The organism is Pseudomonas sp. Irchel 3H9 (assembly GCF_900187495.1).
In the GTDB taxonomy this organism is placed as follows: Bacteria; Pseudomonadota; Gammaproteobacteria; order Pseudomonadales; family Pseudomonadaceae; genus Aquipseudomonas; species Aquipseudomonas sivasensis.
Genome location: NZ_FYDK01000003.1, coordinates 727712 through 752242, shown reverse-complemented (window position 1 = coordinate 752242; position 24531 = coordinate 727712). Strand labels below are relative to the sequence as shown.

Here is a 24531-nt window from a genome sequence, read left to right as displayed (position 1 = left end):
TCAAGTGATTATTTTCAGAAGCTTTCGAAGATTTCTTCAACAACTTCAACCACTTGCGCTTCTGATCTCTCATCAGCGGGAGGCGAATTCTACAGCGTTACACGCTGCTGTCAACACCTCTTTTTCAACTTCTTTTTGGCTTCGATGAACTGAAGCAACCTACTGCCGAAAACTGCGTAACTCATTGTTTACCAAGGAGTTTTCCGTTTCGACTGCGCCGGAAGTGGGGCGAATTATAGGCTCCCAGAATCTCACGTCAACCTTTTAATTTGCTATATCTATCAATTGGCTAGGATTGATTAAAAAATGGTCAACCGAGCGCTATATATATAGAACAGAACATCTAGATGACACCTGCCCCCCTTAAAGCAGCCACATTCGCAGCCCCCAACCCGAGCACACGCTGTAGTACCTGAGCTGTATGCTCACCCAACAGCGGAGGCGCACTGCGGTACTCCACAGGCGTCTTGGACAACCGAATGGGGCTGGCAACCTGAGGCACCATCCCCGCCAGCGCATGTGGTAGCTGCATAGCCAACCCACGCGCCTTGACCTGCGGATCAGCAAACACCTGCGCCAAATCATTGATCGGCCCACAAGGCACACCCACCCGCTCCAGCCGCGACACCCACTCAGCGGTCGTTTTGAAGACAGTAGCCTGGCGAATCAACGGAATCAGCTCTGCACGGTTAGCCACTCGTACCTTATTAGTAGAGAAGCGCGGATCATCCGCCCACTGCGGCTGACCAGCCACTTCGGCGAACTTGCGAAACTGGCTGTCATTTCCCACCGTCAGAATGAAATCACCATCGGCTGTAGGGAAGTCCTGATAAGGCACGATATTCGGATGAGCGTTACCCAGACGCTTTGGGGACACCCCTGTCGTTAGGTAATTCATCGCCTGATTAGCCAGACACGCCACCTGCACATCAAGCAATGCCATATCGATATGCTGACCGCCACCGTCGTGATCGCGATGCGCCAGCGCAGCAAGAATCGCCACCGTCGAGTAGAGCCCAGTAAGGATGTCAGTTAACGCCACCCCAACCTTCACCGGCCCCGCACCCTCATCACCCTCCGGTCGACCGGTCAGACTCATCAGCCCGCCCAGCCCCTGGATCATGAAGTCGTAGCCCGCACGGCCGGCATACGGTCCGGTCTGGCCAAACCCAGTGATGGAGCAATAGATCAACTCCGGATTAACGGCCTTGAGTGACTCATAGTCCAGCCCATATGCCGCCAGGCCACCGACCTTGAAGTTCTCGATCAGGATGTCGGACTTGGCCGCCAGGTCCCGCACCAATTGCTGACCCTCCGGTTGCGTAAAATCGATAGTCACCGACTCTTTATTACGATTAGCGGATAGGTAGTACGCCGCCTCACTGGTGTTCTCGCCATAAGCATCCTTAAGGAAGGGCGGGCCCCAGGCACGCGTATCGTCACCGTTGCCGGGACGCTCGACCTTGATCACCTCAGCCCCAAGATCCGCAAGGATCTGTCCGGACCAAGGGCCCGCCAACACTCGCGATAAATCCAGTACCCGCAGATGCGAAAGCGCGCCCATACCGCTCTCCTATTAATAGAACGCCTGAAGACCGGTTTGCGCGCGCCCCAGAATCAAGGCGTGAACGTCATGTGTGCCCTCATAGGTGTTAACCACTTCAAGATTCACCAAATGACGCGCCACCCCGAACTCGTCGGAAATCCCATTGCCACCCAACATGTCCCGCGCCATACGAGCGATATCCAAAGACTTGCCGCACGAGTTGCGCTTCATGATCGACGTAATCTCAACCGCAGCCGTTCCCTCATCCTTCATACGCCCCAGACGCAAGCAACCTTGCAGCGCCAGAGTGATCTCGGTCTGCATATCCGCCAGTTTCTTTTGGATCAGTTGGGTAGCCGCCAATGGACGACCGAACTGCTGACGATCAAGCGTGTACTGGCGAGCGGTGTGCCAGCAGAACTCGGCAGCGCCCAACGCCCCCCAGGAGATGCCATAGCGCGCCGAGTTAAGGCAGGTGAAAGGACCTTTCAAGCCACGCACATCCGGGAAAATGTTCTCTTCCGGCACAAATACGTTGTCCATCACGATCTCACCAGTAATAGAGGCGCGAAGGCCGACCTTGCCGTGAATCGCTGGCGCACTCAGGCCCTTCCAGCCTTTCTCCAAGACAAAACCACGGATATCACCGGCGTCATCCTTACCCCACACCACAAACACGTCTGCAATCGGGCTATTGGTGATCCACATCTTGGCGCCCGTAAGGCTGTAGCCGCCGTCCACTTTGCGCGCACGCGTAATCATCGCGCCTGGATCAGAGCCGTGGTTAGGCTCGGTCAAACCAAAACAGCCAATCCATTCGCCGGAGGCCAGCTTGGGCAAGTACTTCTGCTTTTGCGCTTCGGTGCCGAACTCATTGATAGGCACCATTACCAATGACGACTGCACACTCATCATGGAACGGTAACCGGAGTCGACGCGCTCAACTTCACGCGCAATCAACCCGTAACTGACATAGTTCAAGCCACTGCCACCGTACTGCTCAGGAATCATCGCCCCCAGCAAGCCGGTTTCACCCATTTCACGGAAAATCGCCGGATCTGTTTTTTCATGGCGGAAGGCTTCGAGAACACGGGGCGCCAGCTTGTCCTGGGCAAATTGCTCAGCACTGTCACGCACCATGCGCTCTTCTTCGGTGAGCTGTTGATCCAGCAGTAGCGGATCGATCCAGTTAAAGCTTGCCTTGCCAGCCATGAATAAGTCCTCGCAAAGAAATCAGATGTCGTGGGGGGAGCCTAGGCTGAGCGAGCGAGGAGAGCAAACGAGGTTTCCGCATAGCCTTGTGCTAATTTCTCACTCTGTAACACTCAGAAACTGCGCAAGCGCGCTTTATATGTGAGTACAAGGTACATGCGCAGAAAAATACCCAGCACAACCGCCCTCGTCAGTTTTGAAGCGGCCGCACGCCACGAGAGCTTCACCAAGGCTGCGCACGAGCTCTCCATTACCCAGGGTGCCATTTGTCGGCAGATAGCCAGCCTTGAAGAGTTTTTGAGTGTCGAGCTATTTCGGCGATCACGGCGTGGGGTAAAGCTGACGGAAGCAGGTCTGTCCTACAGCCGCAGAGTGGCAACTCAGCTGGATGCCGTGGAACGCGACACCCTGTCAGTCATGGGCCAGCAGGGCGCCAACACTATCGAGTTGGCCGTAGTACCCACCTTTGGTACCCAATGGTTGATCCCTCGCCTCAAGGACTTTCAACGGCAGCACCCAGAGGTGACTGTAAATCTGACCAACCGCACACGCCCCTTTCTGTTCGCCGATACCGACTTCGACGCGGCGATCTACTTCGGCGACGCTGATTGGTCCGGCACCGAGTCCCACCGGCTGCTGGGAGAAAATCCCGTCCCCGTGTGCAGCCCGCGCCTTTTGGGTGACCGCAAGCGTTTCACGCCACAGGAGATTGGGGAACTGCCACTGCTTCAGCAGACCACCCGTCCGTATGCCTGGCGCCAATGGTTCAACGCTCAGCAGTTGAACGTCCCGCGCGACATGACAGGCCCGCGTTACGAGCTATTCTCGATGCTGTCCCAAGCAGCCATGCACGACATGGGCATTGCGCTGATCCCACCGTTCCTGATCCAGCGAGAACTGGACGAGCATCAACTGGTGATCGCCAACCCTGACGCGCTAATAAGCACCAAGGCTTATTACTTGATGATTCCTGACAGGAAAGTCGAATCAGCCTCATTGCAGGCGTTTCGGGACTGGCTCATTGACCAATCCCAGCGCTATAGCCCCCAGCAATTAAAGGCCAAAGCCCTCATACTGACTTTGTAGTCAGTTAATTTTTGATCCTACAGATATACGTATATGTCGCATTTTCACAGACTGTATCTATCCATCAAAAATAGGGCTTAACACCATGATTTTAGTGGCTTGCAGCGACTCCAACAGGCCAATGCCCGACTATTCACATCAATCATGGGCAAACACCAAAAAATCACCTAGGGCCCTTTAATTACCTGTATTTAAAGAGGTTATTTCGGCATGTTGCGACAATCAGTCACAGGGTGACTTGTAGTTAATTTTTCGTCACCCGTCATAATCCCTTGAAGGCCGTAAAGTTCGCCTGCAAAATGCCGCGCCCCGCTGTCATTTCAGCGGGATCGTGCTGATCGGCCGCCCCAGTTGCGCCACTCGCGGTGCACTGGCCTTTTTACAAAAAGATCAAAAGCAAAAAGATCATGCAGGAGATTTGACGTGCACATTGGTGTTCCTCTCGAAACCCAGACCGGTGAAACGCGGGTGGCTGCCACCCCGGAAACCATCAAGAAGCTGATCGGCCAGGGCCATAAGGTCACTGTACAAAGCGGGGCTGGCCTGAAAGCCAGCGTCGTCGACAGTGCCTATGAAACGGCAGGCGCAACCATTGGCAGTGCCAACGATGCGTTCGGCGCCGAGCTGATCCTCAAGGTGGTAGCGCCCAGCGACAGCGAACTTACGCTGATCAAAAGCGGCACCGTGTTGGTGGGCATGCTCAATCCGTTCAGCAACGAAACCATTGCCAAGCTGGCGGAGAAGGGCATCACCGCTTTCGCTCTTGAAGCCGCGCCACGCACTTCACGGGCACAGAGCCTCGACGTGTTGTCGTCTCAGGCCAACATCGCGGGCTATAAAGCCGTACTGCTGGCTGCTCATCACTATCCGCGCTTCATGCCGATGCTGATGACCGCCGCCGGCACCGTCAAAGCCGCGCGCGTGCTGATCCTCGGCGCCGGTGTTGCTGGTCTGCAGGCGATTGCCACGGCGAAACGCCTGGGCGCAGTGATCGAAGCGTCTGACGTGCGCCCGGCCGTCAAAGAGCAAATTGAATCCCTCGGCGCCAAGTTCGTCGACGTGCCCTACGAGACTGACGAAGAACGCGAATGCGCCGTCGGCGTCGGTGGTTACGCACGCCCGATGCCAACCAGTTGGATGCAGCGCCAGGCCCTGGCCGTGCACGAGCGCGCCAAGCAAGCCGATATCGTCATCACCACCGCACTGATTCCCGGGCGTAAAGCACCCACACTGCTCAGCGCCGAGACCGTCGCGCAGATGAAGCCTGGCTCGGTGGTCATCGACCTCGCCGCCGCCCAAGGTGGCAACTGCCCGCTCACCGTGGCTGATGAAACCGTCGTGGAAAACGGCGTGATCATCTGTGGCCCGACCAATCTCGCCGGTGCTGTCGCCGCCGACGCGTCAGCCTTGTACGCGCGCAACCTGCTGGACTTCCTGAAGCTGGTCTTCAACAAGGAAGGGCAGTTTGAACTCAACCTCGAAGACGACATCGTCGCCGCGTGCCTGATGTGCCGCGACGGCCAAGTCATCCGCAAAAACGCCTAAGCAGGGATTCAGACGATGGAAGAGCTTATCTCCCCCGGTATCTACAACCTGATCATCTTTGTGCTGGCGATTTATGTCGGTTACCACGTGGTCTGGAACGTTACCCCCGCGCTGCACACGCCATTGATGGCGGTAACCAACGCCATTTCCGCGATTGTGATCGTCGGCGCCATGCTGGCCGCCGCCCTCACAGTGACGCCATTGGGCAAGACCATGGGCACGCTGGCGGTCGCTTTGGCGGCAGTCAATGTGTTCGGCGGCTTCCTGGTGACTCGTAGGATGCTTGAGATGTTCAAGAAGAAAGCGCCCAAAGCTGTGAAAGAAGAGGTGCAGAAGTAATGAGTATGAATCTGGTAACGACGCTCTACCTGATCGCGTCGATCTGCTTTATCCAGGCCCTTAAGGGCCTGTCGCACCCGACCACATCGCGACGCGGCAACCTGTTCGGCATGCTTGGCATGGCGCTGGCGGTGCTCACCACTGTGGGCCTCATCTATAAGCTGGGCGCTGAGCTCGCCACCGCCGGTATCGGCTACGTAATCGTCGGCCTGTTGGTCGGTGGTACCGCCGGCTCGATCATGGCCAAGCGCGTAGAGATGACCAAGATGCCGGAGCTGGTTGCCTTCATGCACAGCATGATCGGCCTGGCTGCGGTGTTTATCGCTATCGCAGCAGTGGTTGAGCCGCAATCGTTGGGCATCGTTAAGCACCTGGGCGATTCAATCCCTGCCGGTAACCGCCTGGAACTGTTCCTCGGCGCTGCTATCGGTGCAATCACCTTCTCGGGTTCGGTGATCGCCTTCGGCAAACTGTCGGGCAAGTACAAGTTCCGCCTGTTTCAGGGCGCACCGGTACAGTTCGGCGGTCAGCACAAACTGAACCTGGTGCTGGGCCTGCTGACCCTCGGCCTAGGCCTGGCCTTTATGTTCACCGGCAACCTCACCGCCTTCGCGCTGATGCTGGCCCTGGCCTTCGTGCTGGGCGTGCTGATCATCATCCCAATCGGCGGCGCCGACATGCCGGTCGTCGTGTCGATGCTCAACAGCTACTCCGGCTGGGCAGCGGCGGGTATCGGTTTCTCGCTGAACAACTCGATGCTGATCATCGCCGGCTCCCTGGTGGGCTCCAGCGGCGCGATCCTGTCGTACATCATGTGCAAGGCGATGAACCGTTCCTTCTTTAATGTACTGCTCGGCGGTTTCGGCAATGCGCCGGATGCCGGTGCTGCGGCAGGCTCGAAAGAAGCGCGCCCGGTGAAGTCCGGCTCGGCCGACGACGCAACCTTCCTGCTGACCAACGCCGACACCGTGATCATCGTTCCAGGCTACGGCTTAGCGGTGGCACGTGCGCAACACGCGCTGAAGGAACTGACCGAGAAGCTGACTCACCGCGGCGTGACCGTGAAGTACGCGATCCACCCGGTGGCAGGCCGCATGCCTGGGCATATGAACGTCCTGCTGGCCGAGGCGGAAGTGCCTTACGACCAAGTGTTCGAAATGGAAGACATCAACTCGGAATTCGGCCAGGCCGACGTAGTCCTGGTGCTGGGCGCAAACGACGTGGTCAACCCGGCCGCGAAGAACGATCCGAACTCGCCAATTGCAGGGATGCCGATTCTGGAAGCCTTCAAGGCCAAAACCATCATCGTCAACAAGCGATCGATGGCCAGCGGGTATGCCGGTTTGGATAACGAGTTGTTCTACTTGGACAAGACCATGATGGTCTTCGGTGACGCGAAGAAGGTCATCGAAGACATGGTCAAAGCCGTCGAGTAACCCTGCTTCAGCGCAATACTCAAAACCCCGGCCTGCGATAGGCTGGGGTTTTTTATTACCACATGAAACCCGACCAAAGGCTCTAAAACACTACTCGGCATTCGACCATGGTAGCGGGCCGAAACTTTTTGAAATCACTACACTGCCCACCTTGCTTCCGTAGCCTGAGATAACAATTCATGTACCGTGATCGTATCCGCTTGCCTTCGTTGTTGAACAAGGTCATGAGCGCGGCAGACGCCGCCGCACTGATCGAGGACGGCATGACCGTCGGCATGAGTGGCTTCACCCGAGCCGGTGAAGCCAAGGCCGTCCCCCACGCCCTGGCCGAACGCGCCAAGACGTCCCCGCTGAAAATCACCCTAATGACCGGTGCCAGCCTGGGTAATGACCTGGACAAGCAACTGACCGAAGCTGGCGTGCTGTCACGACGCATGCCGTTTCAAGTCGATAGCACGCTGCGCAAGGCAATCAATGCCGGCGAAGTCATGTTTATCGACCAGCATCTGTCGGAAACCGTCGAGCAACTGCGCAACAACCAGCTCAAGCTGCCAGACATTGCTGTGATCGAAGCCGTGGCGATCACCGAACAAGGGCATATCGTGCCCACCACCTCCGTGGGTAACTCGGCCAGCTTCGCGATTTTCGCCAAGCAGGTGATCATCGAGATCAACCTGGCACACAACCCGAATCTTGAAGGGTTGCACGACATCTATATCCCAACCTACCGCCCGACTCGCACGCCGATCCCGCTGGTAAAGGTCGATGACCGCATCGGCAGCACCGCGATTCCCATCCCGCCGGAAAAGATTGTCGCCATTGTCATCACCAACCAGGCGGACTCAGCTTCTACTGTTACACCTCCCGACAGTGACACCCAAGGGATCGCCAATCACTTGATTCACTTCCTCAAACAGGAAGTGGATGCCGGTCGCATGACCAACAAGCTCGGCCCGCTGCAGGCGGGTATCGGAAACATCGCCAACGCAGTGATGTGCGGATTGATCAATTCGCCGTTCGAAGACCTGACGATGTATTCCGAAGTGCTGCAGGACTCGACTTTCGACCTGATCGACGCCGGCAAGCTGAGCTTCGCGTCGGGCAGCTCGATCACGCTGTCGGAACGGCGCAACGCCGATGTGTTCGGCAATCTGGAGCACTACAAGGACAAGCTGGTGCTGCGCCCGCAGGAAATCTCCAACCACCCCGAAGTGGTCCGTCGCCTGGGCATTATCGGCATCAACACAGCGCTGGAGTTCGACATCTACGGCAACGTCAACTCCACCCACGTCTGCGGCACGCGGATGATGAACGGCATTGGTGGCTCAGGCGATTTCGCGCGTAACGCGCACTTGGCGATCTTCGTAACCAAGTCAATTGCCAAGGGTGGCGCGATTTCCAGCGTGGTGCCGATGGTCAGTCATGTGGACCATACCGAGCATGATGTCGACATCCTTGTCACCGAAGTCGGCCTCGCTGACCTGCGCGGCCTGGCGCCACGGGAGCGCGCACGGGTGATCATCGACAACTGTGTGCACCCGGCGTACCGCGATGCGCTGAACAATTACTTCAATGCGGCCTGCGCCATCGGCGGACACACCCCACACATCCTGCGCGAAGCACTGAGTTGGCACATTAACCTGGAAGAAACCGGGCATATGCTCAAGGCTTGATTGATACAGATCCGGGCTGATGCAAACACACCTTCATCAGCTCGGCTTCCTGATCGTCACTTCTTAATAAAACTGTACTGCTGTACTGGTCTTTTCCGACAGAAAAATCTTACGCATATCCCCATAACTACCAATTTCGCACCATTAAAGTGCAGACAAGTACAGTTGCCCCATTTTCGTACCGTACAGCACCTATAAACAGTTAACTGGCCCCTCACAATACAGGTGAACTGTATCTAGAGAGTCTTGCGCCAGAGGAGGATCATTGGCATCAGTTAAACCACTACCTAATGCCGCCATAAGCGGAAGGATGTCATCATGGAACGTACACTCAGTTCCGAACTGTTCTTCGAAGAAAAAGCTGTAAACACCCAGGCTTCCATGCCTTTGCGCGTTCTGGCCAACCTGATGTTGTGGCAGCGCCGCATCTCCAGCCGCCACCAACTGGCTCGTCTGGATTCGCGTCTGCTGGCTGACGCCGGTATCAGCGAAGCTCAACGCTACGAAGAGCTGAGCAAGCCGTTCTGGCGCTAATTAGCGCTCGCTGGCCCTGACCCACCGGGTCCACTGCCAGCACTGATTTGTCAAAACAAAGCCCGCCCCGGGAGACCGGAGGCGGGCTTTGTTGTTTTAGGCGTGTGCGTTTCCAGCAATGCTTTTAGAGGAACAGGTACAGTTTAATAAACAAATAATATAATAGGTACAGTTTTCAGAACTGCACAAAACCTATCCGAATTGATAAGCCTCGGCCTACTATCCAATCAACATTCGGCGAGTCTCTGCGCCACCTTTATTGCTCATATATAGGAGTCACCCCATGTCCCGTCTTCGCCTGCTCAGCGCCGCCGCCCTGTTGGTCCTGGCTGCAAACGCCAATGCCTCCAGCTTTATAGTGACCACCGACTCCATCGTCGGCGCATTGAAGGCCACTTCAGACGCCACCTCCGATGCCACTTCGTCCCTTCGCGATAACAAAGTCGTGCGTGCCGCCCGAGACGACGCTGCCAGCTTTGTCGCCAGCGAAGGAGCCATTCGTGGTGTGAAGCTGGAAAGCGCCTTGGCCCAGATCCGCCAACAAGCACCACAACTGAATACCGCGACTGACGCACAGCTGGCTCAAGCCATCCTGGCTATCTGATCGCACCTGATATGAGCGAGCGCCAGTTGCTCTTGAATGCCTCGGCGCTGGCTCTCGCCGGGGCATTGCGCTAGCCTTGGCGCTCGTTTTCAGTTGTCGAGTCCCATGGCTTTTTCATACCGCCTGTTAATTGTCCCTGTCGTGTTTTTCGCTGGCTGGTCGCCACTGGCTTCGGCCTTTGACCTGACCATCCAGAGCACCGTTGCGAGCGCGTATGCCACCAGCAAGGTGACCTCCGCACCGTTCGACCGCAAAGTAGTAGTGGCCGCTCAGGATGACGCCGCCGCGTTCATCGCCACTGACGGCCAATGGCGTGGAGCGCGGCTGGAATCGGCACTGGATTACCTGCGCCGGAACCAACCAAAACTTCATGCAAGCGACCTTGAACTGGCGCAGGCAATTCTCGTCCAATAATCATCTTTGTGTTTCCATCTTTGTATTCGGAGTTCTTCCATGCGTAGCCCGTTGATCGCCGCCACCCTTGGCCTGCTGTTGTTGGCCGACGTTGCCCAGGCGCATACCCTGGTGGCCACCAGTAACATCATTGTCCGCGCCTCCGGCCGCACCATTGATTTCACCTCGGACACCACCACCTCCATCCGCGACTCCAAAGTCGTGCGCGAAGCTCACGACGACGCCGCCAGTTTCGTCGCCACCAATGGCGAAATCCGAGGCGCACAGTTGGAAGCCGCCTTCGATACCCTGCGCACCCGCCTGCCGGAAGCCCGCGACGCCAGCGACCAGACCCTCGCCGAAGCCATCCTCGCTCTGTGAGGCGCCTCGCTGCCTGGCTCCTGGCCGGGACTGTGCTGCTGTGTGCCAGCGCAGCCCAGGCCAGCCTGCAACTGCGGCTCAAGACAGAAGGCTTGAGCCCGGCCGAACAGCAGGCCAGCCAGGCATTGCTCGATGAAGCGATGCGCTCACTGCCGCCGCGCTTTATCGAGCAGTTGGACCGACGCATCGATGTCGGCTGGACCGACAAGATGCCCGAAAATGCCTATGGTCAGGCCTCGTTGGTGTCCGAACTGGACCTCAACCGCAATCTGCTCGCTCCCCTGACCGATGGCAGCGCCGCCACCCAGAAAACCAATCGCCCCCACGGCACCGTGCGCCGGGAAATGCTCGCCACCGTGCTGCATGAATTGACCCATATCTATGACCGTGCGCGCCTGTGGTCCAAGGACGAGCGCGCGCTGATCCAGCGCTGCAGCCGCCAGAACAGCATCACCGGCCTGATCGGCCTGCCCGATCAATGCCGTGGCCAGAATGAACGCCGTTTCACCCTCAGCGATGACCCGCGCCTGCTGGACCTCGCCGGCTGGCCGCAGTATGTCGGCCGGCGCGGTGAGCGCGAGCAGCACAACCGCCAAATCGTGCGCAGCCCAGACATCTACGAAACCAGCAGCCCGCTGGAGTTCGTCGCGGTCAACATGGAGTACTTCCTCCTCGATCCAAGCTACGCCTGCCGACGCCCCGCACTGTTCCGCTATTACCAGCAACACTTCGGCTGGGCACCGCCTGAACAGGATGCCTGCGCCAAGGCCTACCCGTTCCTCAATGCGGGCAACGACTTTGCAAAGACGCCGTTGGGCCACGTGGACCCGGAGCGGGTCTATGAAATCGACTATCTGCTGGCCGAAGCCAACCAGAACCTGGTCAGCCGCTGGGGCCACAGCATGTTACGCCTGGTGATCTGCGCACCGGGCCGTCCCCGCGGACCAGATTGCCGGCTGGACCTGGACCAGCATCTGGTCTTGTCCTACCGCGCGTTCGTCGGTGACGTACAACTGTCGAGTTGGGATGGCCTGGTGGGCAAGTACCCGTCACGCCTGTTTGTGCTTCCGTTGGCCCAGGTGATCGACGAATACACCAAGACCGAGCTGCGCGGCCTGGCTTCCGTGCCGTTGAGACTGTCACGACAAGAGATCAACGACACCGTCGAACACGCTGCAGAGATGCACTGGAGCTACGACGGCAACTACTTCTTCCTGTCCAATAACTGCGCGGTCGAAAGCCTGAAGCTGTTACGCAGCGGCAGCGCCAACCCGCAACTCACCGGCCTGGACAACATCACCCCCAACGGCCTGCTTGAAGTGCTACAAGCCCGCGGCCTGGCCGATACCAGCGTGCTGAATGACAAACGTGAAGCCCTGCGCCTGGGCTATCACTTTGACTCGTTCCGCGAGCGTTATCAGGCGATGTTCGATGTGCTGCGCAAACACCTGCCGATCAAACAGACCCAGGTTGAAGATTGGCTATCGCTCAGCGCAGCGCAACGGCGCCCATGGTTCGACCAGGCCGATCTGCGCACTAGCGCCGCGTTGTTGCTGCTGGAACAGGCAAGCTTTCGCAAGCAGCTGATGCTGGCTCAGGATGAGGTCAAACAGCGCTATCTCGGTGCCCGCGAGCTGAAAAACGGCGGCATGGAAAAAGCCAACGCCACGCTGCAACAGATCCTCGCCAACAGTGGGTTCCTCAGCAGGCCAGCAGAATTGCTCGGCAGCGGCGGCTACGGCCTGCCACAACCGTCGGAAGCCAAACGCCTGGAATCGGAAAGCGCCGAACGCCAGAAACAGCTGCAATCGCTGACCGGCGAGCTGGATAAAGAGGTGAGGGCGCTGCTGGACCCTGCTCGCGCCGCAGAAATCGCCGCATGCGAAGCCAACCTCAAGCAGGTGGGCGAACACCTGCGCAAACTGCACAAAGCAGCGGGCGGCCTTGAGCTGCCCTGAAGCAGCCGAAATAAACACATATCAAATGTGGGAGGAGGCTTGCTCCCGATGGCGGTGGGTCAGCTTGCACATGCAGTGACTGACACTCTGCTATCGGGAGCAAGCCCCCTCCCACATTTTCACCTGTGCCCCCTTGAAGACCGTGCGTCTTTTCCACATCGCCTGTTTAGCCAGCGAAAGCTGGCTGAAAGCTTTCACGTCTAGGATCGCCCCCACTGCCGGCAAAAGACCGGCTGTTTACAACAACAATGGTGATTCCCGATGTCCGTCCGTACCCGCCTGTTCGCCCCAACTCCCCCCGTACGCCTCGTGCCTTTCGTTCTGCGCTGACCCATCCCGGTTCGCCATTCCCTAGCCGCGCTACGCCTGGAGTATTCCTATGCTGACTTTCCTTGGCTTTGCCATGGTCATCACGTTCATGTTCCTGATCATGACCAAGCGCCTGTCTGCGCTGATCGCCCTGATCATCGTGCCAATCCTGTTCGCGCTGTTCGGCGGTTTCGCACCGAAGATCGGCCCGATGATGCTCGAAGGCATCACCAAGCTCGCGCCAACCGGCGTGATGCTGATGTTCGCCATCCTCTACTTCGCCTTGATGATCGACTCCGGCCTGTTCGACCCGGCCGTGCGCAAGATCCTCAAGATGGTCAAAGGCGACCCGCTGAAGGTTTCAGTCGGCACCGCCGTACTGGCCCTGGTGGTGTCCCTGGACGGTGACGGCGCCACCACCTACATGATCTGCGTGGCCGCCATGCTGCCGCTGTACAAGCGCATCGGCATGAGCCCGCGGATCATGGCCGGCTTGATCATTCTCGCCGGTGGCGTGATGAACATGACCCCTTGGGGTGGTCCGACCGCCCGCGCCGCCAGTGCGCTGCATGTGGACCCTTCGGATATTTTCGTACCGATGATTCCGGCCATGGCCGCCGGCGTCGTCGCTATCCTCGCGATCGCCTATATGTACGGTAAGCGCGAACGTGCTCGCCTGGGCGAACTGCACCTGCAGGGCGACGAGATCGACCATAGCGAAATCAGCGTGTCGCAATTTCCAGACGCCCGCCGTCCGAAGCTGATCTGGTTCAACGGCGCACTGACCCTGGCCCTGATGTGCACACTGATCGCCGGCCTGTTGCCGCTGCCGGTGCTGTTCATGGTGGCGTTCAGTATCGCGATGATCGTGAACTACCCGTGCCTGCAACAGCAGAAAGACCGCGTCGCCGCCCATGCTGGCAGCGTACTGGCGGTGGTAGGGCTGATCTTTGCCGCGGGTATTTTTACCGGCATCCTGTCGGGCACCGGCATGGTCGATGCGATGTCCAAGAGCCTGCTGGCGGTCATCCCTGACGCCTTGGGCCCGTACCTGGCCGTTATCACCGCACTGGTGAGCATGCCGTTCACCTTCTTCATGTCCAACGATGCGTTCTACTACGGCGTACTGCCAGTACTGGCCGAAGCCGCCAGCCACTACGGCATCACCGCAGTGGAAATGGCCCGCGCCTCCATCGTTGGCCAACCGGTGCACTTGCTCAGCCCGCTGGTACCGTCGACCTACTTGCTGGTCGCCCTGGCCGGTATCGAATTTGGCGATCATCAGCGCTTCACCCTGAAGTGGGCAGTGCTGGTGTGCCTGTGCATAATGTTCGCCGCATTGCTGATGGGGATTTTTCCGCTGTTCAGCACTCTATAATCGTACAACCCAGCTGCGCCGGCCCTACGCCGGTGCGGCCTAACACACGCTCAAAGGAATACACATGGAATGGCTGACCAATCCGGAAATCTGGATTGCCTTCTTCACCCTGACGGCCCTAGAGATCGTCCTGGGCATCGATAACATCATCATGATTTCGATCCTGGTCAGCCGCATGCCTAAGCATATGCAGGCTCGCACCCGGATATTCGGCCTGGCGCTGGCCATGGTCACGCGCATCCTGTTGCTGCTGTCGATCACCTGGGTCATGCAACTGACTGCCGACCTGTTTGTGGTGTTTGGCCAAGGCATTTCCGGTCGCGATCTGATTCTGTTCTTCGGTGGCCTGTTCCTGCTGTGGAAAAGCTCCCAAGAGATGTACCACGCACTGGAAGGTGAAGACGAAACCCAGGACGAGCCGAAAGGCGCCGGTGGCAAGTTCATCTACACCATCATCCAGATCGCGATCATCGACATCGTGTTCTCCCTGGACTCGGTGATCACCGCCGTCGGCATGGTCTCCCACGTACCGGTCATGGTTGCCGCGATTGTGGTTGCCGTATTGGTGATGATGCTGGCTGCCGGCACCATCAGCGATTTCATCGACAAGCACCCGTCGCTGAAAATGCTGGCGCTGTCGTTCCTGCTGGTGGTGGGTACAGTGCTGATCGCCGAATCCTTCGACGTGCATGTGCCTAAAGGCTATGTCTACTTCGCCATGGCATTCTCGCTGGCGGTAGAAGCGGTGAACATCAAGATGCGCACCGCCATCGCGAAAAAGAAGAAACAGCAGGATCCTGTGAAACTGCGTAAGGACATCCCGGGTCAATAACCCGAGCCAGTCGTAAAAAACGGGGCGCTTGCGTCCCGTTTTTTTTCATCCGCAAAAAGCTGATTTCATGACAGTTTTGTTTCAATCCCCACTTTAGCTATGCGATGCTGGCGCCGAGCCCATTCGCCAACTACAGCTTAAGTACAAGACGTAGAGCGGCACGCGGCAACTTTCCTTCGCTCCTGTTGGAGCACACCTACACGGGGGGCCGAGCATGCTGACCTTGCTCAATCTGCTTTCCGCCGTGACCCTACTTATCTGGGGCACGCACATCGTCCGTACCGGGATCCTGCGGGTCTACGGTTCTAACTTGCGTCAGGTCATCGGGCATAACATGTCCAAGCGCTGGCTTGCGTTTGTCGCCGGCATCCTGGTGACAGCCATGGTGCAGAGCAGCAACGCCACGGCCATGCTGGTGACCTCATTTGTGGGCCAGGGCCTGATGGGCCTGATGCCCGCACTGGCGACTATGCTCGGCGCCGACGTCGGTACCGCGCTGATGGCGCGGGTGCTGACCTTTGACTTGTCCTGGCTGTCGCCGCTGTTGATCTTTCTCGGCGTTATTTTCTTTCTGTCGCGCAAACAGACGCGGGCAGGGCAGTTGGGGCGAGTAGGAATAGGCCTCGGCCTGATCATCCTCGCGCTGCAATTGATCGTCGAAGCCGCCGGCCCGATTACCCACGCCCAGGGCGTGAAAGTGCTGTTCGCCTCGCTGACCGGCGACATTTTGCTCGACGCACTGGTCGGTGCCTTGTTTGCGATGATTTCCTACTCCAGCCTGGCCGCCGTATTGCTGACCGCCACCCTCGCCGGCGCCGGCGTGATCGGCTTGCACGTGGCCATCGGCCTGGTGATCGGCGCCAACATCGGCAGCGGCGTGCTGGCCTTCCTCAGCACCAGCATGCAGAACGCCGCCGGGCGCCAAGTGGCTCTGGGCAGTCTGTTGTACAAACTGATTGGCCTGCTGCTGATCATCCCGGTGCTCGACCCACTGGTACTGTGGATGGACGGCCTGGACTACAACACTCAAGGCATGGTCATCACCTTCCACCTGCTCTACAACGTCAGTCGCTGCCTGATCCTGCTGCCGACCATCGGCCCAATGGCGCGCCTCTGCGCGTGGTTGCTGCCCGAGCGAGAAGAGGCCAACGGCAAGGCCAAACCCCGTCATCTGGACCCCACGGCCCTCACCACGCCCAGCCTGGCCTTGGCCAATGCAGCCCGCGAAACCCTGCGCCTGGGCGACCTGATCGACAACATGCTCACCGCCATGCAAGAAGTACTGCGCGGCAAGCAAACTGCGATCACCCAGGAGATGCGCAGCCTCAGTGATGACGTCGAAGCGCTCTACAGCGCAATCAAGCTCTACCTGGCGCAAATGCCCCGCGAAGACCTGAGCGAACAGGACAGTCGCCGCTGGGCCGAGATCATCGAACTGTCGATCAACCTGAAGCTCGCCGGCGACCTGATCGAACGCATGCTGCGTAAAGTCCAGCAGCAGAAAACCTCTCAGCGCCGCCAGTTTTCCGAAGTAGGCCTGGAAGAACTCACCGGCCTGCACAGCCAGTTGATAGCCAACCTGCGACTCGGCCTTTCGGTATTCCTCAGCGCCGACCCGGAAAGCGCACGCCAATTGCTACGCGAAAAGCGCCGCTTTCGCGCCCAGGAGCGCCGCTTGGCCCACGCCCATGTGAGCCGTCTGCAACGCAAAATCGTACAGAGCCTGGAGACCAGTTCCCTGCACCTGGAGCTGATTGCCGACATGAAACGCCTCAATTCGTTGTTTTGTAGCAGTGCGTATGTAGTGTTGGAAACGTCCGACACAGGCGCGCTCTCGGCCGAAGATATTGCCGACATCACGCATTCGCCCTGAACGTACGATGGCCCGTGAAGTCAGTTAGAGCTGACCTCACTCGCCAGGAAGCCAGTTATGCGTCGCCTGTTATTCGCCTGCCTGCTTATGGGTTCTGCCCACGCTTTTGCCTTTGACCGCCTGCAAGTCGAGGGCTACACCTTGCCCAACGGCCTGCAATTGCTACTCAAGCCGGGCACCGAACGTGGGCACGTGGCGATCCGTTTGGTGGTCGGTGTGGGCCTGGATGACTTCGGCTGTGAGGAAAAGGAGTTGCCGCACTTGCTCGAACACTTGCTGTTCAGTGGCATCGACGGCGGCGGCGAAGGCGACCTCGAAGAGCGCATGCAGGCCCTGGGCGGCGAGTGGAACGCCTACACCAGCAATGCCGACACCACCTTCGTAATTGAGGCTCCCGCGAAAAACCAGCGCAAGGTGCTCGACCTGTTACTGGCAATCATCACCCGCACTGAGTTGACCGACGCCAATATCAATGCGGCCAAACAAGTAGTAGAGCGCGAAGACGGCGGCCATTACTCGCACCTGCAACGCCTGCTGGACCGTCAGGACCTGGGCCACACCGCCAGCAATCAACTGGCCGTCGAGTTGGGCCTCAAATGCGCCGAACGCGCCGAGGTCGAGCAACTGACTCGCGACCAGTTGCAGACACTGCGCAAGAATTGGTACGCCCCCAACAACATGACCCTGATCGTCGTCGGCGAACTCGACAAACTGCTGCCGGCCTACCTGGAACGCACCTACGGCGAACTCGACCCGGTAGACCCCACCGAGCACAGGCCCCTGCCGGAAATCCAGCACACCGCCAACAGCCACCGCGAACTGATCCACGGCTGGGTAGGCAACAGCGCCAAACTGCACTGGCTGTTCCCAGAACCGGTATTGGACGACCAGCACGATGAAACCTACGACCTGCTTAAGGACTACCTCGACTGGGCGCTGTACCGTCAACTGCGCCTCAAGCACGGTTTGTCCTACGGCCCCTGGAGCGAACGCGAAGTGCTCGGCGGCGTAGGTTTCCTCAGCCTGAATGCCGACCTTGAGCGAGAAAACCTCCCTGAGGCCGAACAGGTACTGCACGACCTCACCGCGCAGTTGCTCAAAGACGGCCTCGACCCGGCCACCTTCGCCCGCCTGCAACAGGCCGCCATCGCGCGGCAAGCCTGGGCCGTGCAGGGCAACAGCGCGTTGGCCGACTACTATTGGGCGGCGTTGGCCGACTACGACAAAGGCCGCTTCAGCGACCCGGTCAAACGCATCAAGGCCGTCAACTTGGATCAGGCGAACCAAGCCATGCGCCAGGTACTCAAGCAGCCTGGCTACTGGCGCATCGAAAAACCGCTGTTAAGTTACGACATGCTCAATTGGATCGGCGCCGGCGTGCTTGGCCTGATCGCCATTGTGTTGATCGGCGTGCGGCTTTATCGCAAACGGATCACGTAATCGGGCACCGAACGCCGGGCTAAGACGTTATTCTGTCTGGGATTTTTTCCTACAAAGACTGCGAACCGCCGAATGCAAAACGTAACCCGTTTAATCACCCGCATCCTCGAACTGATGAAGCGCTACCCAGGGGTGATTGCACTCGGCGGCTTCATCTCGGGTGTGTGCAGTTTCATTCTGGTGGACCGTCAGCAGGGCATGGCCAGTTGGATCGCGGTCATCATGCTGGTGAGCTGGTTGTGGCTGATGCTGGAGAACAGCTTTACCCAGCTGTTCACCAAGGTGTTCAAGCGGGAAATTCCCGAACCCCTGCTGCGCTACGCCACCCAGATGATCCACCAGGAAAGTCTGTTCTTCGTGCTGCCGTTCTTTTTCATCACCACGGCGTGGAACAGTGGCCAATCGATATTCACCGGCCTGCTCGGCGCAGCGGCACTGGTGTCGATCATCGACCCGCTGTACTACAAATGGCTGGCGCCCAAGCGCTCGCTGTTCCTGGCGCTGCACACCCTGACGCTGTTCGCCGCGCTGCTCACCGCGCTGCCGATCATCCTGCACCTGACCACCGCCGAGAGTTACAAGCTCGCCCTCGGCGTAGCCATGGCGTTGTCGATCCCGAGCCTGGCAGTGAGCATGCCGCTGCGCAGCCTCAAGGGCTGGGCGATGCTGCTGGGGGTGACCGCCGCGATTGGCTGCGCAGGCTGGTTCCTACGCAGCTGGGTACCGCCGGCCACGCTGTGGATGACCGAAGTGGCCATCAGCACCCAGCTGCAAGACCGCACGCCAGGCGATGACCTCAAGGAAGTGACTGTCGCTCAACTGCGCAGCAGCGGGCTGTATGCCTATACCGCAATCAACGCGCCACGCGGGCTGAATGAGCGGATCTACCACGTGTGGAAATTCAACGGCAAAGAGGTCGACCGCATTGCCCTGGACATCCACGGCGGGCGCAAGGAAGGCTATCGCGCCTGGACCCACAAACAGAACTTCCCGCCCGATTCGGCGGGGCGCTGGCAAGTTCAAGTGCTGACCGAAGACGGGCAGGTGATCGGCGTGCTGCGCTTCAAAGTGACTGACGCAGCACAAACGGACAACCCGAAGTAGGCTGTATCGTGCTATTACGTAGGAATTGTGGATAGCCAATACAAGCTCGGAGCTTATGACCAGTAGTCCCACGGCCGGCGCAGCCCACCTCGATACCTCCACCGCCCCTCCGTTACTGCGGATTACGGGGGACTGGACGCTGGCCCACTACGCAAACCTAAAGAAGCTGTCGGACAAACTCGACGGCCAATACGACGCCGGCGCACGCATAGACCTCAATGGGCTCGGCGCCCTGGATACCGCCGGCGCCTCGCTGCTGGTGGAACTGCTTGGGCCAACCCGTATCGAGCAATCCGCCGAGCAGACCGATTGCAGTCTGTCCGCTGCCGACCGCGCGTTGCTCAAGACCGTCTACCGCTCACTCAACGATTTTTGCGTACCGGAAAAAGCACCGGAAGAGGCTGCCGGTATCCAGGTGTTGGCACGCATCGGGCGGGCGGTGGATACCGTCTGGCAGGACAGCAAGCAATTATTGGGTTTTGTCGGCCTGATCCTCGAAACCTTTGCCCGTGGCATTTTCCGCCCCAAGCGCTGGCGCCTGACGCCGATGGTTGCCCATCTCGAACAGGTCGGCCTCGATGCTGCGCCTATCGTGGCGTTGCTGACCTTTCTAGTCGGTGCCGTGGTGGCGTTTCTTGGCGCCACGGTACTCAAAAGCTTCGGCGCGACAATTTTTACGGTGGACCTGGTGGCGTTCTCCTTCCTGCGGGAATTCGGCGTGTTGCTCACTGCGATCCTGATCGCCGGCCGCACCGCTAGTGCGTTTACCGCGCAGATCGGTTCGATGAAGGCCAACGAAGAAATCGACGCCATCCGCACACTGGGCCTGGATCCGATGGAGTTGCTGGTACTGCCCCGCGTACTCGCGCTGCTGGTCGCGCTGCCGATGCTGACCTTTCTGGCGATGCTCTCGGGGATCGTCGGCGGCGGCGTGGTGTGTGCCGTGGCGCTGGATATTTCGCCGGCGATGTTCCTCTCGCTACTGCAATCGGACATTGGCGTGCAGCACTTTTTGGTGGGCATGGTGAAAGCACCGATCTTCGCCTTTTTGATCGCAGCCATTGGCTGCCTGGAAGGCTTCAAGGTCAGCGGCAGTGCCGAATCGGTCGGCGCCCACACCACCTCCAGCGTGGTGCAATCGATCTTTGTGGTGATCGTGCTGGATGCGGTTGCCGCGCTGTTCTTCATGGAGATGGGCTGGTGAGTCGTCTACACCGTTCGCCCACCGAGGCGGTGATTGAAGTGCGTGGCCTGTGCAATCGCTTCGGCAGCCAGAGCGTGCACGAGAATCTCGACCTGGATTTGTACAAGGGCGAAATCCTTGCGGTGGTCGGCGGCTCCGGCAGTGGCAAGTCGGTACTGTTGCGCAGCATCGTCGGCCTGCGCCGCCCCAGCGAGGGCGAAGTGCGGGTGTTCGGCAAGAATCTGCCGAGCCTGCCGGAGCATGAGCGTTCGCTGGTAGAGCGGCGCTTCGGCGTGCTGTTCCAGAAGGGCGCGCTGTTTTCCTCGCTGACCGTGACCGAGAACGTCGCGCTGCCACTGATCGAGCACGCAGGCCTCAGCCGTCGAGACGCCGAGCACTTGGCGGCCGTCAAACTCGCCCTCGCTGGGCTGCCGCTGTCGGCCGCCGACAAATACCCCGCGTCGCTCTCCGGTGGCATGATCAAGCGCGCCGCACTGGCCCGGGCCCTGGCGCTGGACCCGGACATCCTGTTCCTCGACGAGCCCACCGCCGGCCTCGACCCGATTGGCGCGGCGCAATTCGACCAACTGATCCTGACCCTGCGCGACGCGCTGGGCCTGAGCGTGTTCCTGGTCACCCATGACTTGGACACGCTGTACACCATCACCGACCGCGTGGCGGTGCTGGCGCAGAAGAAAGTGCTGGTGGCGGACGCCATCGATATCGTCTCGGAAACGGACGACGCCTGGATTCACGAATACTTCCACGGCCCCCGGGGCCGCGCGGCATTGGATGCCGCTCAACCGCTCAACGAGGTATGACATGGAAACCCGAGCCCATCATGTGATGATCGGTCTGTTCAGCGTGATCGTGGTGGTCGGCGCGATGCTGTTTGGCCTGTGGCTGGCCAAATCCAGCGTCGACAGCGCCTTCCAGGATTACGAAGTGATCTTCAACGAGGCGGTCAGCGGCTTGTCTCAAGGCAGCTCGGTGCAATACAGCGGGATCAAGGTGGGCGACGTGATCAGCCTGAGCCTGGACCCCAACGACCCGCGCCGCGTACTCGCGCGTATCCGCCTGGCCGGGCAGACGCCGATCAAGGAAGACACCCAAGCCAAACTCGCGCTGACCGGCATCACGGGCACGTCGATCATCCAACTCAGCGGCGGGACACCTCAAAGTGCGGTGCTCAAGGGCAAGGATGGCAACCTGCCGCAGATCATCGCCTCGCCATCACCCATCGCGCGGCTGCTGAACAACAGCAATGACCTGATGACCGGCATCAACCTGCTGCTGCACAACGCCAACGAGATGTTCTCCTCGGATAACGTCGAGCGACTGAGCAAGACCCTGGATAACCTGCAACAAACCACTGGCGCCATTGCCGACCAACGCGGCGATATCAAGGTGGTGATGCAACAACTGATGCAAGTCAGCAAACAAGCCACCGCTGCTCTGGAGCAGACCACGGTGCTGATGCGTAACGCTAACGGGTTGCTCAACGATCAAGGCAAACAGGCGTTCGGCAGCGCCGAACAAGCGATGAAATCCCTGGAGCAAAGCACCGCCACCATCAATACCTTGCTGACCAATAACAAAGACTCGGTGAACAGTGGCATGCAGGGCCTCAACGAACTGGCGCCGGCGGTGCGCGAACTGCGCGAAACACTCGGTTCGCTGCGCGCCATCTCCCGCCGCCTGGAAGCCAACCCCAGCGGTTACCTGCTGGGCAGTGATAAGAACAAGGAGTTCACGCCATGAAGCGTGCTTATCAAATGATCGCTCCTGTGGCGCTGGCATTGGTGAGCGCATGCTCGATCCTGCCTAAAGCCGACCCGTCGGACGTCTACCGCCTGGCCTCCGCCCAGACGACGACTCAAGGCACCCCGGTAGGTTGGTCGCTACGCCTGACCAAGCCACAAACCAGCGAGTTCCTCGACAGCCCACGCATCGCCGTGGTGCCCAATGGCGACCTGATCAGCAGCTACGCCAACTCGCGCTGGAGCGATCCCGCGCCGGTACTGTTGCGTAATCGCCTGCTGGACGGCTTCCAGCGTGACGGCCGAGTGACGCTGTTGAGCACCGACGACACTAACCTGCAGGCCGACTATGAGCTAGGCGGGCAGTTGCAGGCGTTTCAGAGTGAGTACCGGGGCAGTGCGGTGGAGGTGGTGATCCGCCTCGACGCACGCCTGGTGCGTGGCAGTGATCAGCGGATTATTGCCAGCCGGCGGTTTGAAGTGCACCAAGCGGTGAGCGATACCAAGGTGCCGGCGGTGGTGGCCGGGTTTGGAGTGGCCGGGGATCAGTTGAGCAGGCAGGTGGTGGAGTGGGTTGTTCAGCAGGGCAACGGTGTTGCGAAACGCTGAGGACCTCATCGGGGGCAAGCCCCCTCCCACATTTTGAATGTGTTCACAGATCAACATGTAGGAGGGGGCTTGCTCCCAATAGCGATCCGAGCCTCAGCCAAAGAACCAGTAGCACACCGCAATCGCCGCCACGACACCAGCAAACTCAGCCAGCAACGCACAGCCCACGGCATGCCGCGCCCGCTGAATGCCCACCGAGCCGAAGTACACCGCCAACACATAAAAGGTGGTTTCCGTACTGCCCTGGATCGTCGCCGCCACCAGAGCCGGGAAGCTGTCCACACCTTGAGTCTGCATGGTCTCGATCAACATCGCCCGCGCAGCGCTGCCGGAGAATGGCTTGACCATCGCCGTGGGCAATGCATCGACAAAGCGCGTGTCCATGCCGGTCCAAGCGACCAGATGGCGAATCCCCTCAAGGCCAAAGTCCAAGGCCCCGGAGGCGCGCAAAACACCCACGGCACAGAGCATCGCAACCAAGTAAGGCAACAGGTTCTTGGCCACGTCGAAGCCTTCTTTGGCCCCTTCGACAAACGCCTCGTACACCTTCACCTTGCGCAACGCGCCGATCACCAGGAACAGCATGATCAATCCAAACAACGTGAGGTTGCCGAGGATCGACGACAAACCGGCCAGCGCCGTGGCAGATAGCGTGGCCAATAACGCCATAAAGCCGCCCAGCACCAACGCACCCGGAATCAGGTAAGCCAGCACCACCGGATCCCACAGCCGCAGACGCTGCATCACCGCCACCGACAGCAGGCCCACCAGAGTAGAAGCGCTGGTGGCCAACAGGATCGGCAGGAACACCAACGTCGGGTCGGCGGCGCCTTGCTGGGCGCGGTACATGAAGATGGTCACTGGCAGCAGTGTCAGAGACGAGGCGTTGAGCACCAGGAACAGAATCTGCGCGTTACTCGCCGTGTTGGGGATGGGGTTAAGTTCCTGCAACGCCTTCATGGCCTTTAGGCCGATTGGAGTGGCCGCGTTATCCAGGCCCAGGCCGTTAGCGGCGAAGTTGAGGGTGATCAGACCGATGGCAGGGTGGCCGGCCGGCACTTCCGGCATCAGGCGGCGAAACAGCGGGCCAAGGGCCTTGGCCAGCCAATCGACGATCCCGGCTTTCTCGGCGATACGCAGAAAGCCCAGCCACAGGGTCAGGGTGCCGAACAGCAGCACCATCACTTCCACCGACAATTTGGCCATGGCGAAAATGCTTTCCACCATCGCCGCAAAAATCCCGGCGTTACCCCCCACCAGCCATTGCGCCAGTGCTGACACCATCGCCACGACAAAGAAGCCAAGCCACAGGCCATTGAGCATCAGTTAAATCCCC

At 59.2% G+C, this 24531-nt stretch carries 22 protein-coding genes; 19 read left to right on the top strand and 3 right to left on the bottom strand.

From position 1 onward, the window contains the following. Window positions 1-343 precede the first annotated feature (343 nt). Both CKW32_RS15235 and CKW32_RS15230 read right to left on the bottom strand, forming a co-directional pair. The gene (locus tag CKW32_RS15235; protein WP_032885010.1) at window positions 344-1564 is read right to left on the bottom strand and encodes a CaiB/BaiF CoA-transferase family protein; all 1221 of its coding nucleotides are present in this window, start codon (window positions 1562-1564) and stop codon (window positions 344-346) included. 12 nt (window positions 1565-1576) lie between these two features. Continuing rightward, a complete protein-coding gene (locus CKW32_RS15230; RefSeq protein ID WP_003187423.1) occupies window positions 1577-2758 on the bottom strand; it encodes an acyl-CoA dehydrogenase in 1182 nt (393 codons plus the stop codon). 156 nt (window positions 2759-2914) lie between these two features. On the opposite strand from CKW32_RS15230, the gene CKW32_RS15225 reads away from it, so the two are divergent. The 19 genes from CKW32_RS15225 (at window position 2915) to lptE (ending at window position 23195) form a co-directional block, all read left to right on the top strand. After that, window positions 2915-3844, top strand: a complete 930-nt coding sequence (locus tag CKW32_RS15225; protein ID WP_177434279.1) for a LysR family transcriptional regulator — start codon at window positions 2915-2917, stop codon at window positions 3842-3844. A 423-nt stretch (window positions 3845-4267) separates the two neighbouring features. Continuing rightward, on the top strand, window positions 4268-5389 hold the full coding sequence (locus tag CKW32_RS15220) for a Re/Si-specific NAD(P)(+) transhydrogenase subunit alpha (RefSeq protein ID WP_032885012.1): 1122 nt from the start codon (window positions 4268-4270) through the stop codon (window positions 5387-5389). A gap of 15 nt (window positions 5390-5404) precedes the next feature. Continuing rightward, a complete protein-coding gene (locus CKW32_RS15215) occupies window positions 5405-5728 on the top strand; it encodes an NAD(P) transhydrogenase subunit alpha (RefSeq protein WP_005783507.1) in 324 nt (107 codons plus the stop codon). After that, window positions 5728-7164, top strand: coding sequence for an NAD(P)(+) transhydrogenase (Re/Si-specific) subunit beta (locus tag CKW32_RS15210; protein WP_095185312.1), 1437 nt, complete (start codon window positions 5728-5730; stop codon window positions 7162-7164). Before CKW32_RS15215 ends, CKW32_RS15210 begins: the two co-directional genes overlap by 1 nt. A 179-nt stretch (window positions 7165-7343) precedes the next feature. Next, a complete protein-coding gene (locus CKW32_RS15205; protein ID WP_095185311.1) occupies window positions 7344-8837 on the top strand; it encodes an acetyl-CoA hydrolase/transferase family protein in 1494 nt (497 codons plus the stop codon). Between the two features lie 318 nt (window positions 8838-9155). Continuing rightward, a complete protein-coding gene (locus CKW32_RS15200) occupies window positions 9156-9371 on the top strand; it encodes a DUF1127 domain-containing protein (protein ID WP_032885015.1) in 216 nt (71 codons plus the stop codon). Between the two features lie 283 nt (window positions 9372-9654). Next, a complete protein-coding gene (locus CKW32_RS15195; protein WP_032885017.1) occupies window positions 9655-9975 on the top strand; it encodes a DUF2388 domain-containing protein in 321 nt (106 codons plus the stop codon). A gap of 105 nt (window positions 9976-10080) precedes the next feature. After that, complete coding sequence (locus CKW32_RS15190) at window positions 10081-10389, top strand: DUF2388 domain-containing protein (protein WP_032885019.1); 309 nt, start codon at window positions 10081-10083, stop codon at window positions 10387-10389. 39 nt (window positions 10390-10428) lie between these two features. After that, complete coding sequence (locus tag CKW32_RS15185) at window positions 10429-10749, top strand: DUF2388 domain-containing protein (RefSeq protein WP_027608008.1); 321 nt, start codon at window positions 10429-10431, stop codon at window positions 10747-10749. After that, window positions 10746-12707, top strand: a complete 1962-nt coding sequence (locus CKW32_RS15180) for a DUF4105 domain-containing protein (protein WP_095185310.1) — start codon at window positions 10746-10748, stop codon at window positions 12705-12707. Before CKW32_RS15185 ends, CKW32_RS15180 begins: the two co-directional genes overlap by 4 nt. Before the next feature lie 379 nt (window positions 12708-13086). Beyond that, window positions 13087-14394 carry a CitMHS family transporter gene (locus CKW32_RS15170; RefSeq protein WP_032885023.1) on the top strand — a complete coding sequence of 436 codons (1308 nt, stop codon included), beginning with the start codon at window positions 13087-13089 and terminating at the stop codon, window positions 14392-14394. Window positions 14395-14458: 64 nt separating this feature from the next. Further along, on the top strand, window positions 14459-15226 hold the full coding sequence (locus CKW32_RS15165; protein ID WP_032885024.1) for a TerC family protein: 768 nt from the start codon (window positions 14459-14461) through the stop codon (window positions 15224-15226). A 214-nt stretch (window positions 15227-15440) separates the two neighbouring features. After that, window positions 15441-17099 carry a Na/Pi cotransporter family protein gene (locus tag CKW32_RS15160; RefSeq protein WP_095185309.1) on the top strand — a complete coding sequence of 553 codons (1659 nt, stop codon included), beginning with the start codon at window positions 15441-15443 and terminating at the stop codon, window positions 17097-17099. A 57-nt stretch (window positions 17100-17156) separates the two neighbouring features. Continuing rightward, the gene (locus CKW32_RS15155) at window positions 17157-18539 is read left to right on the top strand and encodes a pitrilysin family protein (RefSeq protein WP_095185308.1); all 1383 of its coding nucleotides are present in this window, start codon (window positions 17157-17159) and stop codon (window positions 18537-18539) included. A 72-nt stretch (window positions 18540-18611) separates the two neighbouring features. Then, window positions 18612-19643 carry a DUF5924 family protein gene (locus tag CKW32_RS15150; RefSeq protein WP_032885028.1) on the top strand — a complete coding sequence of 344 codons (1032 nt, stop codon included), beginning with the start codon at window positions 18612-18614 and terminating at the stop codon, window positions 19641-19643. 55 nt (window positions 19644-19698) lie between these two features. Beyond that, window positions 19699-20847, top strand: a complete 1149-nt coding sequence (locus CKW32_RS15145) for an ABC transporter permease (RefSeq protein ID WP_095185307.1) — start codon at window positions 19699-19701, stop codon at window positions 20845-20847. Next, complete coding sequence (locus CKW32_RS15140) at window positions 20844-21647, top strand: ABC transporter ATP-binding protein (protein WP_095185306.1); 804 nt, start codon at window positions 20844-20846, stop codon at window positions 21645-21647. The genes CKW32_RS15145 and CKW32_RS15140 overlap by 4 nt, the downstream gene beginning before the upstream one ends. A gap of 1 nt (window position 21648) precedes the next feature. Continuing rightward, window positions 21649-22587 carry an MlaD family protein gene (locus tag CKW32_RS15135; protein ID WP_032885033.1) on the top strand — a complete coding sequence of 313 codons (939 nt, stop codon included), beginning with the start codon at window positions 21649-21651 and terminating at the stop codon, window positions 22585-22587. After that, window positions 22584-23195 (top strand): LPS assembly lipoprotein LptE, encoded by a 612-nt coding sequence (gene lptE, locus CKW32_RS15130; protein ID WP_095185305.1) that lies wholly within the window; start codon window positions 22584-22586, stop codon window positions 23193-23195. Before CKW32_RS15135 ends, lptE begins: the two co-directional genes overlap by 4 nt. Before the next feature lie 93 nt (window positions 23196-23288). Here lptE and CKW32_RS15125 read toward each other — a convergent pair whose 3' ends face one another. Further along, entirely contained in the window at window positions 23289-24518 is a 1230-nt protein-coding gene (locus tag CKW32_RS15125; RefSeq protein ID WP_048721443.1) for a nucleoside recognition domain-containing protein, read from the bottom strand. Between the last annotated feature and the right edge of the window lie 13 nt (window positions 24519-24531).

What these genes read in the sequence shown, in the direction of transcription:
- CKW32_RS15210 (WP_095185312.1), top strand. Translation starts at nt 5,728, where the DNA reads ATGAGTATGAATCTGGTAACGACGCTCTACCTGATCGCGTCGATCTGC.
- CKW32_RS15195 (WP_032885017.1), top strand. Translation starts at nt 9,655, where the DNA reads ATGTCCCGTCTTCGCCTGCTCAGCGCCGCCGCCCTGTTGGTCCTGGCT.
- lptE (WP_095185305.1), top strand. Translation starts at nt 22,584, where the DNA reads ATGAAGCGTGCTTATCAAATGATCGCTCCTGTGGCGCTGGCATTGGTG.
- CKW32_RS15165 (WP_032885024.1), top strand. Translation starts at nt 14,459, where the DNA reads ATGGAATGGCTGACCAATCCGGAAATCTGGATTGCCTTCTTCACCCTG.
- CKW32_RS15125 (WP_048721443.1), bottom strand. Translation starts at nt 24,518, where the DNA reads ATGCTCAATGGCCTGTGGCTTGGCTTCTTTGTCGTGGCGATGGTGTCA.
- CKW32_RS15185 (WP_027608008.1), top strand. Translation starts at nt 10,429, where the DNA reads ATGCGTAGCCCGTTGATCGCCGCCACCCTTGGCCTGCTGTTGTTGGCC.
- CKW32_RS15190 (WP_032885019.1), top strand. Translation starts at nt 10,081, where the DNA reads ATGGCTTTTTCATACCGCCTGTTAATTGTCCCTGTCGTGTTTTTCGCT.
- CKW32_RS15235 (WP_032885010.1), bottom strand. Translation starts at nt 1,564, where the DNA reads ATGGGCGCGCTTTCGCATCTGCGGGTACTGGATTTATCGCGAGTGTTG.
- CKW32_RS15230 (WP_003187423.1), bottom strand. Translation starts at nt 2,758, where the DNA reads ATGGCTGGCAAGGCAAGCTTTAACTGGATCGATCCGCTACTGCTGGAT.
- CKW32_RS15135 (WP_032885033.1), top strand. Translation starts at nt 21,649, where the DNA reads ATGGAAACCCGAGCCCATCATGTGATGATCGGTCTGTTCAGCGTGATC.
- CKW32_RS15145 (WP_095185307.1), top strand. Translation starts at nt 19,699, where the DNA reads ATGACCAGTAGTCCCACGGCCGGCGCAGCCCACCTCGATACCTCCACC.
- CKW32_RS15170 (WP_032885023.1), top strand. Translation starts at nt 13,087, where the DNA reads ATGCTGACTTTCCTTGGCTTTGCCATGGTCATCACGTTCATGTTCCTG.
- CKW32_RS15215 (WP_005783507.1), top strand. Translation starts at nt 5,405, where the DNA reads ATGGAAGAGCTTATCTCCCCCGGTATCTACAACCTGATCATCTTTGTG.
- CKW32_RS15155 (WP_095185308.1), top strand. Translation starts at nt 17,157, where the DNA reads ATGCGTCGCCTGTTATTCGCCTGCCTGCTTATGGGTTCTGCCCACGCT.
- CKW32_RS15150 (WP_032885028.1), top strand. Translation starts at nt 18,612, where the DNA reads ATGCAAAACGTAACCCGTTTAATCACCCGCATCCTCGAACTGATGAAG.
- CKW32_RS15205 (WP_095185311.1), top strand. Translation starts at nt 7,344, where the DNA reads ATGTACCGTGATCGTATCCGCTTGCCTTCGTTGTTGAACAAGGTCATG.
- CKW32_RS15200 (WP_032885015.1), top strand. Translation starts at nt 9,156, where the DNA reads ATGGAACGTACACTCAGTTCCGAACTGTTCTTCGAAGAAAAAGCTGTA.
- CKW32_RS15225 (WP_177434279.1), top strand. Translation starts at nt 2,915, where the DNA reads ATGCGCAGAAAAATACCCAGCACAACCGCCCTCGTCAGTTTTGAAGCG.
- CKW32_RS15160 (WP_095185309.1), top strand. Translation starts at nt 15,441, where the DNA reads ATGCTGACCTTGCTCAATCTGCTTTCCGCCGTGACCCTACTTATCTGG.